Origin of the sequence: Sediminimonas sp. (assembly GCF_024637375.1) — a bacterium.
In the GTDB taxonomy this organism is placed as follows: Bacteria; Pseudomonadota; Alphaproteobacteria; order Rhodobacterales; family Rhodobacteraceae; genus Sediminimonas.
Window position 1 is genome coordinate 1 of the sequence record NZ_JAGXFK010000096.1, and the last position, 12,200, is coordinate 12,200.

At 66.1% G+C, this 12,200-nt stretch carries 8 protein-coding genes and 1 pseudogene; 2 read left to right on the forward strand and 7 right to left on the reverse strand.

Annotated features, from left to right (window positions below):
- The 6 genes and pseudogenes from Q0L89_RS14780 to Q0L89_RS14805 all read right to left on the reverse strand — a co-directional run.
- Positions 1-256: adenosylhomocysteinase (locus tag Q0L89_RS14780; RefSeq protein ID WP_296766661.1), on the reverse strand; the 256-nt coding region annotated here is incomplete at its 3' end.
- Between the two features lie 34 nt (positions 257-290).
- The gene (metK, locus tag Q0L89_RS14785; RefSeq protein WP_296766662.1) at positions 291-1,475 is read right to left on the reverse strand and encodes a methionine adenosyltransferase; all 1,185 of its coding nucleotides are present in this window, start codon (positions 1,473-1,475) and stop codon (positions 291-293) included.
- A gap of 60 nt (positions 1,476-1,535) precedes the next feature.
- Positions 1,536-5,272: pseudogene (gene metH / locus Q0L89_RS14790) on the reverse strand (methionine synthase).
- Positions 5,273-5,282: 10 nt separating this feature from the next.
- A complete protein-coding gene (metF, locus tag Q0L89_RS14795) occupies positions 5,283-6,161 on the reverse strand; it encodes a methylenetetrahydrofolate reductase [NAD(P)H] (protein WP_296766664.1) in 879 nt (292 codons plus the stop codon).
- A gap of 73 nt (positions 6,162-6,234) precedes the next feature.
- Positions 6,235-7,920, reverse strand: a complete 1,686-nt coding sequence (locus Q0L89_RS14800; protein WP_296766666.1) for a methyltransferase domain-containing protein — start codon at positions 7,918-7,920, stop codon at positions 6,235-6,237.
- Positions 7,921-8,304: 384 nt separating this feature from the next.
- On the reverse strand, positions 8,305-9,522 hold the full coding sequence (locus tag Q0L89_RS14805; RefSeq protein ID WP_296766668.1) for a hydantoinase/carbamoylase family amidase: 1,218 nt from the start codon (positions 9,520-9,522) through the stop codon (positions 8,305-8,307).
- Between the two features lie 158 nt (positions 9,523-9,680).
- Between Q0L89_RS14805 and Q0L89_RS14810 the strand changes: the two genes are divergently transcribed.
- Both Q0L89_RS14810 and Q0L89_RS14815 read left to right on the forward strand, forming a co-directional pair.
- The gene (locus tag Q0L89_RS14810; RefSeq protein ID WP_296766675.1) at positions 9,681-10,736 is read left to right on the forward strand and encodes a saccharopine dehydrogenase; all 1,056 of its coding nucleotides are present in this window, start codon (positions 9,681-9,683) and stop codon (positions 10,734-10,736) included.
- Between the two features lie 46 nt (positions 10,737-10,782).
- Positions 10,783-11,925 (forward strand): saccharopine dehydrogenase family protein, encoded by a 1,143-nt coding sequence (locus tag Q0L89_RS14815; RefSeq protein ID WP_296766671.1) that lies wholly within the window; start codon positions 10,783-10,785, stop codon positions 11,923-11,925.
- A 61-nt stretch (positions 11,926-11,986) separates the two neighbouring features.
- Here the strand turns inward: Q0L89_RS14815 and Q0L89_RS14820 are convergent.
- Positions 11,987-12,200 (reverse strand): hypothetical protein (locus Q0L89_RS14820; protein ID WP_296766673.1); only part of this gene is annotated, 214 nt, incomplete at its 5' end.

Genomic DNA, 12,200 nt, shown 5'->3' on the forward strand with positions numbered 1-12,200 from the left:
AAATGTTGCACGACGCCCAGCGAACATCCGCCCCCAGCGCCGCCAGCGTCTCGATCAGCACGGCAGTCTGAACCGTCATGTGAAGCGAACCCGCAATCCGCGCACCCTTCAGCGGCTGCGCAGCGCCGAACTCCTCGCGCAGCGCGATGAGACCCGGCATCTCCGTCTCCGCAATCGCAATCTCCTTGCGACCGTACTCCGCTAGCGAAATGTCCTTGATTATGTGGTCAGGGTTTACGTTTTCAGGTTTGTTCATGTTGTCGTTCCTTGTTTCTCTTGTGTCTCTCGGCTCACTCGGCGGCGCGGGTCACGCCGAAGGTGCGCGCCAGCTCGTCGGCCAGATCGGTGCGTTCCCACGAAAAGCCGCCATCCTCGGTCGGGGTGCGGCCGAAATGGCCGTAAGCGGATGTGCGTGCGTAGATCGGGCGCAGCAGGTCGAGGTGTTCACGAATGCCGCGCGGCGTCAGGCGAACCATCTCGCGCAGGGTGGTGGCCAGCTTGTCCTCGTCCACACGGCCGGTGCCCAGCGTGTTGACGTAGATCGCGACCGGCTCCGGAACACCGATGGCATAGGCCAACTGGATCTGGCACTTGTCGGCCAGCCCGGCGGCGACCACGTTCTTGGCCAGGTAGCGCGCGGCATAAGCCGCCGAGCGGTCGACCTTGGTCGGATCCTTGCCGGAGAACGCGCCGCCGCCGTGCGGGGCCGCGCCGCCGTAGGTGTCGACGATGATCTTGCGCCCCGTAAGCCCGGCGTCGCCGTCGGGGCCGCCGATGACGAACTGGCCGGTGGGGTTCACGATCAGGCGGTCATCGGGCAGCGTCCAGCCCTTGGGGAAGGCGCTCTCGATATAGGGTTTGACCATCTCGCGCACCTGCGCCTGTGTCACGTCGGCACTGTGCTGGGTCGAGACGACAACGGTATCCACGCCCACCGGCATGCCGCCCTGGTATTTCAGCGTCACCTGGCTCTTGGCGTCGGGGCCAAAGCCGGGCTGGGCACCGGACTTGCGGTCTTCGGCCATGCGGCGCAGGATGCGGTGCGAAAACTGAATCGGCGCCGGCATCAACTCGTCGGTCTCGGTGCAGGCATAGCCGAACATGATGCCCTGGTCGCCGGCGCCTTCTTCGCCCTTGTCGCCTTCGTCAACGCCCATGGCGATGTCCGACGACTGCTCGTGCAGCAGGTTTTCGACGGTGCAGGTCTTCCACGAAAAGCCCGGCTGGTCATAGCCGATATCCCGGATCGCCTCGCGCGCCAGTTCCTCGACATGCTGGCGCACGTCCGCGGGGCCGCGCACCTCGCCGGCGATGACCACCCGGTCGGTGGTGGCCAGCGTCTCGCAGGCGACGCGGCTATGCGGATCGGCGGTCAGGTATGCGTCGAGCACCGTATCTGAAATCCGGTCGCAGACCTTGTCGGGGTGCCCCTCGGACACCGATTCACTGGTAAACAGCCAAGTCTTGTCGCTCATCTCGTTCCACTCCTTGCTTTCTGGTTTGCGCCTGCTGTCCTTGTCAGGCGATGTTGCGGATCAGGCCGCGTCTTCGCGCCCTCCGCGGGCCGGCGTGTATCCCAGGCTCGGGGCCAGCCATTTTTCCATTTCGGCCAGGTCCATGCCCTTGCGCCGCGCGTAATCTTCCACCTGGTCGAGGCCCAGCCGCCCGATGCCGAAATAGCTGGCCTCGGGGTGGGCGAAGTAGAACCCCGACACCGCCGACGCCGGCCACATCGCGCACGATTCCGTCAGCCGCAGCCCGGTATGTTCAGGGGCCTGCAACAGCTCGAAAAGCTTGTGCTTCTCAGTATGGTCGGGGCAGGCCGGATAGCCCGGCGCCGGCCGGATGCCGCGGTATTTCTCGGCGACCAGATCGGCGTTTTCGAGCGCCTCGCCGGGCGCATAGCCCCACAGCGACCGGCGCACGCGCGCATGCAGCGCCTCGGCGAAAGCCTCGGCCATACGGTCGCCCAGCGCCTGCACCATGATCGCGTCATAGTCGTTGCCCTCGGCCTTGAACCGATCGGCAATGTCATGCACTTCGGCCCCGGTGGTGACGGCGAAACCGCCGATCCAGTCTGGCGTGCCCATAGGCGCCACGAAATCGGCCAGGCACATATGCGGCTTGTCGCCCGACTTCTGCCCCTGCTGGCGCAGTTGCGGCAGGCGTTCGGCCACCTCGCGGCGTTCTTCGTCACGCCAGAGCACGATATCGTCGCCCTCGGAATTCGCCGGCCACAGGCCGACGACCCCTCGCGGAGTGAACCAGCCCTCGGTCACGATCCGGTCGAGCATGTTTTGCGCGTTGTCGTAAAGCTCGCGCGCTGTCGGCCCCTTGTCGGGATGGTCGAGGATGTCGGGGAAGCGGCCCTTCATTTCCCAGGTCGAAAAGAACGGCGTCCAGTCGATGTAGTCGCGCAGCGTCGCCAGCTCCATGTCGTCGATCACTGTCAGCCCGGGCGATTGCGGTGCGGGCGGGGTGTATTCATCCCATCCGCCGTCGAAGGCATTGGCGCGGGCCTCTGCGATCGGCGTTGTCTTGCGGTCGCCGGATTTCGCCGCGCCGCTTCGCATCTTGTCCTGCTCCTGCACGACCTGGGCCAGGTAATCGCCGCGCGCCGTCTTCGACAGCAGCTTCGACACCACGCCGACGGCTTTCGAGGCATCGTCCACATGGATCACGCCGTGATCGTATTCCGTCGCCACCTTCAGCGCCGTGTGTTTCTTCGAGGTGGTCGCGCCGCCGATCAGCAGCGGCAGGTCAAACCCCTGCCGCGCCATTTCGCCGGCCACATCCACCATGCGGTCGAGCGACGGCGTAATCAGCCCCGACAACCCGATGATGTCGGCCTTTTCCTCCTTCGCCTTGGCAAGGATGTCCTCGGCCGGCACCATCACGCCCATATCGACGACATCGTAGTTGTTGCACTGCAAAACCACGCCGACGATGTTCTTGCCGATGTCGTGCACGTCGCCTTTCACCGTGGCCATCAGCACCTTGCCCTTGGCCGAGGTGTCGCCCTGGCGGCGCTTTTCCTCTTCCATGTAGGGCAGCAGGTGGGCGACGGCCGTCTTCATCACGCGGGCCGATTTCACCACCTGCGGCAGGAACATCTTGCCGGCGCCGAACAGGTCGCCGACCACGTTCATGCCGTCCATCAGCGGCCCCTCGATCACCTCGAGCGGTTTGTCCGCGCGTTGGCGGCATTCCTCGGTGTCGTCGATGACGTGCTCGGTGATGCCGTGCACCAGGGCGTGCTCCAGCCGCTTCTCGACCGGCAGCTCGCGCCATTTCGGGTCTTCCTTCTTGGACGCCTCGCCGCTGCCCTTGTACTTGTCGGCGACCTCGAGCAGGCGCTCGGTCGCGTCGTCGCGGCGGTTGAGCAGCACGTCTTCGACCCGCTCGCGCAATTCGTCGGGGATGTCGTCGTAGACGGTGATCTGCCCGGCGTTGACGATCGCCATATCCAGCCCCAGCGGAATGGCGTGATACAGGAAGGCCGAATGCATCGCCTCGCGCACCGCGTTGTTGCCGCGGAACGAAAACGACACGTTCGACAGGCCCCCGGAAACATGGGTATCCGGCATCGTCTGCTTGATCATGCGCGTCGCCTCGAGAAAGGCGTTCCCGTAATCGTTGTGCTCTTCGATGCCGGTGGCCACGGCAAAGATGTTGGGGTCAAAGATGATGTCCCACGGCTCGAACCCGGCCTTTTGCGTCAGCAGATCGTAGCAGCGCTTGCAGATATCGAACTTGTGCTGCGCCGTTTCGGCCTGCCCGCCCTCGTCGAAGGCCATGACCACCACCGCCGCACCATAGCGGCGGACGGTGCGGGCCTGGTCCAGGAACGCCTCTTCGCCTTCCTTGAGCGAGATCGAGTTGACGACCGCCCGCCCCTGCACACACTTCAGCCCCGCCTCGATTACCTCGAACTTGGAACTGTCGATCATCACCGGAACGCGGCTGATGTCGGGCTCGGACGCGATCAGGTTGAGGAAGGTTTGCATCGCCTCTTTCGAGTCGAGCAGCCCCTCGTCCATGTTCACGTCGATGATCTGGGCGCCGTTCTCGACCTGGTTGCGCGCCACGTCGAGCGCGGCGTCGTAGTCGCCCTCCATGATCAGCTTCTTGAATTTCGCCGACCCGGTGACGTTGGTGCGCTCGCCGATATTGATGAAATTGGCAACGTTGGTCATGCCGCGCCCTCCTCTTGTGCTTCGGCGCCCACCGCCTCGAACATCTCCAGGCCCGACAGCCGCATGCGCCGCACCTTCGACGGTATGGCCCGCGGCGTCTTGCCCGCCACCGCCTGCGCGATGGCGCGGATATGGTCGGGCGTGGTGCCGCAGCAGCCGCCGACGATGTTGACCAGCCCCGCATCGGCCCATTCGCCGATATGTGCCGCCGTTTCCTCGGGCGTCTCGTCATAGCCGCCCATTTCGTTGGGCAGGCCGGCGTTTGGGTAGGCGCTGATGCGGGTGTCGGCCACTTCCGACAGGGTGCGCACGTGCTGGCGCATCTCGCCCGCGCCCAGCGCGCAGTTCAGCCCGACGGAAAACGGGCGCGCATGGCTCATCGAAACCCAGAACGCCTCGGGCGTCTGGCCGGTCAGGGTGCGCCCCGACCGGTCGGTGATGGTGCCCGAGATCATCAGCGGCGGTATCGTGAGCCCTTCGTCGCGCAAACTGTCGATGGCGAACAGCGCCGCCTTGGCGTTGAGCGTATCAAAAATCGTCTCGACCAGCAGCAGGTCGGCGCCGGCCTCGATCAGTGCGCGCGCCGCCTCGCCATAAGCCGCCGCCAGATCGTCGAAGGTGACGGCGCGGTAGCCGGGGTCGTTCACGTCGGGGCTGATGCTTGCCGTCTGGTTCGTCGGCCCGATGCCCCCGGCCACCCAGCGCGGGCGTTCGGGCGTCGATGCCGCCTCGGCTGCCTCGCGCGCCAGCCGCACGCTCTCGGCGTTCATCTCGACCACCAGATGCTCCATGCCGTAATCGGCCTGTGAAATCGCGTTGGCGCCGAACGTGTTGGTACACAAGATATCGGCGCCCGCGTCCAGGAAATCGGCATGGATGCGGCGGATCATGTCGGGTTGCGTCAGGCTCAGCAGCTCGTTGTTGCCGCCCACATCCTGCGGGTGATCGGCGAAGCGGGTGCCGCGGTAGGTTGCCTCGTCGGGCTTCTCCTGCTGGATCATGGTGCCCATGGCGCCGTCCAGCACCAGGATCCGCTCGGCGGCGTGCGCCTCTATATCGGCTGTCATCGTCTGCATCCTTTCCGGCTCATGCGGCGCGCTCGGCGGTGTCGCGCACCGGTACGCCCAGCGCCCGGCATATGGCAAGCGATACCCCGGGTCTGTTCAGGGTATAGAAGTGAAACGCATCCACACCAGCGGCCACAAGTCGCTGGCACTGCTGCGTGGCAACGCTGGCGGCTACCATGTCGCGCATTTCGGGCGTGTCGTCCAGCCCGGCGAACATTTCTTCCATCCAGTCGGGGATGGAGGCGCCGCAACCCAGCGAGAACCGCTTGATGTTGTTGAAATTCGCCACCGGCATGATGCCCGGCACGATCGGCGCGGTAATCCCTGCGGCGCGGGCGCGGTCGATGAAACGCAACACCGTGTCGGTGTCGAAAGCGAATTGCGTGATCGCACGCGACGCACCGGCGTCGAGCTTGCGCTTGAGGTGGTCCAGATCGGCCTGCGAACTGGCGGCCTCGGGGTGCACCTCGGGGTAGGCGGCGACCGAAATGTCGAAATCGGCCACCCCGCGCAGCCCCGCCACCAGTTCAGCGGCGTCGTGGTAGCCGTCCTCGGCCAGCGTCTCGCCCTCGGGCAGGTCGCCGCGCAGCGCCACGATGCGGCGGATACCCTTGCGCCATAGCTCGCGTGCCTGCGCGTCAATCTGCGCGCGGCTGGCGCCCACGCAGGTCAGGTGATGCGCCACCGGCAGGCCGGTGCGCTTGCCCACCATTTCGACCACTTCCAGCGTGCGCTCGCGGGTACTGCCCCCGGCCCCGTAGGTGACCGAGAAATACTCCGGCCCGGCGGTGGCCAATTGGTCCACCGTGCGGCCCAGCGCCGCGACCCCTGCCTCTGTCTTGGGCGGGAACAGCTCGAACGATACTGCTATGCCTTGATCGGGGATTGGCCCGGTCATCCGTGTCGCTCCTTGTTGGGAAAACAGGTAGCGCGCGGGCGCGGCCCCTTGGGACCGGCCCGGCGCGCGGCCCTCAGGCCGGCCTGCGGAACAGCTGAACGCCCCAGGCCAGGTGACCATCGTCGGCCGCCTTGACCCAGTTTTCAAGCCCGACAGCCATCTTGTCGAGATACTCGGCCGAAGAGCCGGCGTCGCGCAGCTTGGCGTAGTTGGCCAGCAGCTCCTCGCGGACGCGGCTGTAATGGGCGCGCAGATCGCTTAGCGCATCTTCCTGTTCGAGCGTCTCGAAGCCAAGCGCCTCGGCGACCTCGCGGTAAAAGCGCGGGCTGCCCAGGCTATTGAGCTGGAGACGGTCATAGACCGGCTGCAAGACGCCCTCGGGCACGTCGTCGGCCTGCATCGGATCGGTAAAGATCAGATGCCCGCCCGGCTTGAGCACCCGCCAGGCCTCGGCGATCACCTTGTCGCGCTGGTCCGAATGCAGGAAGGCGTCCTGGCTCCAGACCACGTCGAAGCTGCCGTCCGGCTCCGGGACATCTTCGAAGACGCCGTGGCGCACGCCGATCTTGTCGGTCAGCTTGGCGGCGCGGATCTTGCCCAGATTGTACTCGTTCTGGGTCTCCGAGATATTGAGGCACACCGCCTCGCACCCGGTTTTCTTCACCAGGGTGCGCATGGCTCCGCCATACCCCGCGCCCATGTCGAGAACGCGCGCCGAGGCGTCGAGCGTCGGCAGGCGGTCGATCATCGAATCGATGGTGCGGTCCGACGCGGTGCGGATATCCTTGGTCTCGGCGTAGCGGCCGATATGCAGATCCTCGCCGCCCCAGATGGTCGAGTAGAAGGTATCGGCGTCGTCGCTGTCGTAATAGTCCTCGGTGATGTCGCGGATGTCCTGCTGGCCATCCTCGCCTTCCTTGCCCCAGCGCACCAGGTGCAGGGAGGATTTCTCGGCCACGTGGATGAAGAAATCCGGTTCATCCTCGGCATAGGTCTCCTGGAAGTCGCCATAGGTGCGCACCCGCTCGAATCCGGCCTCCTGAAGCAGGCGGCGCATGTAATTCTTGCGGATCGGGCACATGTTCAGCGTGTAAGACGCCCCGTCGGGGAAGGAATAGCGCATCCTGCACAGCCCTTCGTCGACGTGATCGGGCTCGGCCGTGACCTGGTCGCCACAATAGTAATACTTGTGCTTGGTCGAGAAGCCCTGGTCGAGCATCGAGTCGTAGTTGCGCTGATCCAGGATCAGGATGCCGTCATGCTTGAGCGCGGCATAGAATTCGGCCAGCGCGCGGCGGCGGTCGGATTCCTCGTGAAGATGGGTAAAGGAATTGCCCAGGCAGATGATCGCATCGTACTTGCCGTTGATGTCGCGATTGAGCCAGCGCCAGTCCGCCTGTGCCGTCTTCAGGATCAGCCCCCGTGCCCGTCCGTTCTCGAACGCCTTGGCCACCATCGACGCGGCGCCGTCCGAGGCGGTGACATCGAATCCCGCCTCGGTCAGACGCACCGAGTGAAAGCCGGTGCCGCAGGCCACGTCCAGCACGCGCTCCTTGCCGCGGGCGCGCAGAATGTCGATGAAAAACTGCCCTTCGCTTTGGGCACGTCCCTTCCAGTCGATCAACTCGTCCCACTTGTCGACGAAGGACGTGACATATTCCTTGCGATAATGATCGGACTCGCGGGTTTCCAGCGGATCGTCACCGTAGACCTGGTCGGTCATCGTCAGTTCCGCGTTCTGGACATTGGGTTTTGTCATGCGTCTCGTCGCTCCATTTCTGTCGATGCGCCGGCGCGCGGCCCGTAGCCAGCGCCGCTCAGCCATCATCCGGCCCACCCGCATCCCACGGGGATACAACCTGACCGGCCCTCGAATTCGTTTCTTTGTCGGCGCATCCGGTATCGGCGGCCTTGGGACTCTCCGCCGGTTCGTCCCGGCTGTCATGTGCTGCGGCGCGGTTCTTGTTTCGCTTCGTCGAACCTTGTTGATACCGCCGAGCCCCGTGTGCAGAGGTGTTGTCACACTAAAGGCGGCGTTTCAAGGTCTGTAAGCGACATGATGGAAAAGATTCAAATTCGCATCACAAACCATCGCGCTTCCTGCGCGGTGATGCATCTTCGGGCATTTTGAAACTTCGGATCGTCAGCCCGCGGCGCCAAGCCGCTGCGCCGCACCGGCCAGGATGTGCAGCCCTGCAACAAGGTCCGCTTCCTCGGTGTCTTCCTCGAAGGCGTGCGAAATGCCGTCGATCGAAGGCACGAACAGCATCGCCGAAGGCATCAGCGCGGCAACGTTGCTGGCATCATGCAATGCCCCCGACGGCATGCTGCGCCAGCGCCCCGGCGCGGTGGCTTCGGCGGCGGCACACAGTGCTTCCTGCAAGCCCGCGTCCAGCGCCATCGGCTCCAGCCCCAGCATCGGCGAAAAGCTCAGGTCCACCCCGCGTTCGGCAGCCACTTCGGCGGCGGCATCGCGGATGATCTCCTCCATCCGCGACAGCCGCGCCGCATCCATGTCGCGCCACTGCATCGAAAAGGTGCACCGGCCCGGCACGATGGAATGCGCGCCCGGGCGGACCGCGACATGGCCAATGGTCCAGACCGTTTCGGCGCTGACCACGTCACGCAACCGTGCGTTGATTCGGGCGTTGAACTCTGCCAGCGCCTGAAAAGCGTCGCGCCGCCGGTGCATGGGAGTGGTGCCGGCGTGGTTCTGCTGACCTTCAAAGGTGATGCGCATGTCGCGGATGCCGACGATGCCGGTAACGACGCCGGCCACCTCTGCGGCATCATACAGCCATGCGCCCTGCTCGATATGGCATTCGATGAAACCGCTGAACTGCCCGGGCGCGACGAATCCTTCCGACAGGTGCGCCATGGCGGCGCGGGCCTCGGCGAAGGTGGTGCCGTCGCGGTCGGTCGGCGTGTCGGCCTGCTCCAGCGACAGTGCCCCGGTCCAGATCGAACTGCCCGTGGTAACGCCAAAGCGGCCCTCCTCGTCCTGGAAGCTGACCACCGAAATGGGCGGGCCGCCCGCCTCCTGGGCGGCGCGGGCGATCTCCAGCGCCATGATCACACCCAGCGCCCCGTCCAGCCAGCCACCCTCGGGCTGGCTGTCGGTGTGCGAGCCCAACAGCAGGCTGCGCTGCCCCGGCCCCACGGGCGCCAGCCCCCACAGGTTGCCCACCGGGTCGTAATGCGGTGTCAGCCCGGCGGCGCTCATCCGCCCCGCCAGCCAGTCGCGCGCCGCGATGTCGGCCTGCGAATAGGCCGGGCGCACCACGCCCTTGCCAATGCCCGACGCGCCGAATTCCCGCAGCTTGTGCAACTCGGCCAAGAACCTGTCGGCGTTCACGCGCATCCTCGTCCCTCCATGTCTTGCGTTTCCCCCGATGCAACACCGCGCGGCGCGGAATGTCCATGCCGGCACGCCCCGTTTCGCACCGGCCGATCATGGCTTTAAGCTTGCCATGGGCTTCGCTAAGCTCCGCCGCGAAACGAAGCAGGGACATGCGAATGATGACACATCTGTGGGTGCGCGCCGAACAGCGCGCCAACGAGGAACGGGTCGGCCTGACGCCCGAAGGCGCGGCGTCGCTGATCGCGGCAGGGGTGCGCGTGACGGTCGAGGACAGCGACCAGCGCGCCATCGCCATCGACGGCTATCGCACCGCCGGCGCCGAAATCGCCCCACAGGGCGCCTGGCCCCAGGCGCCGCGCGACGCGATCATCTTCGGGCTCAAGGAACTGCCCGACGACGACACCGCGCTGCCGCATCGCCACATCATGTTCGGCCACGCCTTCAAGGGCCAACCGGCCGGGCAGCGGCTGCTGCAACGGTTCAAGGCCGGCGGCGGCACCCTGCTGGACCTGGAATACCTGGTCGACGAGGTTGGCCGGCGCGTCGCCGCCTTCGGCTACTGGGCGGGGTTCGCCGGCGCGGCGGTGTCGCTGAAATGCTGGGCGGCGCAAAAGCGCGGCGGCATCTGTGGCCCCGTTGCGGTGCATCCCGGGCGCGACGCGCTGCTGGCCGAGCTGGGCGGGCAGATGGACGCGACAGGCGCTCCCCGCCCCCGCGCCATCGTCATCGGCGCGCTTGGCCGGGTGGGCACCGGCGCCAGCGACCTGTGCGAAGCCACGGGCGTGGCGGTCACCCGGTGGGACATGGCCGAGACTGCCCATGGCGGCCCCTTTCCCGAGATCCTCGACCACGACATATTCCTCAACTGCATCCTGGCGCGGCCGGGCACGCCGGTCTTCGTACCGGAAACGGCCAAACAGGCGCCCCGGACACTGAGCGTGATCGGCGATATCGCCTGCGACCCCGACAGCGATTTCAACCCGGTGCAGGTCTACGACCGCACCACCACCTGGGCCGAACCGGCGCTGCGGGTGCATGACGCGCCGGTGCTGGACGTCACCGCGATCGACAACCTGCCGTCGATGTTGCCGGTAGAAAGCTCGCACGACTACGCCGGGCAATTGCTGCCGTCGCTGCTGGACCTGCCCGATGACGCAAGCGGCGTCTGGGCGCGCGCCGGGGCCACCTATCACGACCATCTCGCGCGGCTGTAACGGCACGCGACGACACCGACAAACCAGACCCACAAGGAGACAAGCAATGACCATTCACTGGTGCGGCACCGGCCTTTCTGCCATCCCCGGCCTGCGGCGGCTGATCGAGGAAGGCCACGACATCACCGTCTGGAACCGCAGCCCCGAAAAGGCGCGCGCCGCGATCGGCGACCTGACCGACCGGATCAAACCCTTCGACATGGCCGCGCTCGACAGCGCACTGGCCGCGGGCGACGTGGTGGTGTCGATGCTGCCCGGCGACTGGCACGTTCCGCTGGCCGAGTTGTGCCTCGGCAAGGGGGCGCATTTCGTGTCGTCGTCCTACATCGCGCCCGAGATGCGCGCGCTCGACGACGCGGCGCGCGACAAGGGGCTGACATTCGTCAACGAGGTCGGGCTCGACCCCGGCATCGACCACCTGATGGCGCATCACCTGGTGGCCGATTACCGCGCCTCGGATGCGTTCGATGCGGCCAACGAGGTGTCGTTCACCTCCTATTGCGGTGGCATCCCCAAACATCCCAACCCGTTTCGGTACAAGTTCAGCTGGTCCCCACTGGGGGTGCTCAAGGCGCTGCGCTCACCCTCGCGGTCGATCCGCGACTCGCGTGAGTACCGCGTCGACCGCCCCTGGGACGCGATCAGCACCTATACCGCGCCGCTGCCCGAGCCCGAGGATTTCGAGGTCTACCCCAACCGCGATTCGCTGCCCTTCATGGTCGAATACGGCTTTGACCCGGCCTGGCCGGTGCGCCAGTTCGTGCGCGGCACGCTGCGGCTGAACGGCTGGAGCGACGCATGGGCCGACGTATTCCGCGAAATCGAGACACTCGAAGGCGACGCGGGCGAGGCCCGGCTCAAGGAAATGTCCGACCAGTTCTGGCGCGACAACGCCTATGACGAGGGCGAACCCGACCGCGTCGTGCTCTGCGTCGATCTCAAGGCCGACAAGGGCGGCGAAACCGTCTGGCACAAGACCTACGTCATGGACGCCATTGGCGACGAGCAAAGCACCGCGATGGCGCGGCTGGTCTCGACGACGGTGACGCTTGCGGTCAAGGCGGTGCTGAACGGCGAACTGCCCGCCGGCGTCATTGCCGCCCCCTCCGACCCGGCGCTGGTCAAGACCTGGATGCAGGAAATCAACGCGCAGGCCCAACACCTGCGCATTGTCGATCACTGCGCCTGAAACGCGAAATCGCCCGCCTTGGTGGCGGGCGATCTGCGACCGGGGGAACGGTCGGCGCGGTTCAGCGCGGGGTTTCCTGCGTCGAGACGGCATCGGTGTTGCCGCGATAGAAGCTGACCGTGGCGCCGGCATCGATCCGGTCACGCGGGGTCAGGCCCATGTCGGCGTCGACGCTCACCGCGCCCAGCACCGTGTCGGAGAAATGCGCGGCGTCGATCTGCACGTTGTCGCGCGGCGACAGCGTGCCGGCGGCGCCGGTGTGCGGGGTCATGGCC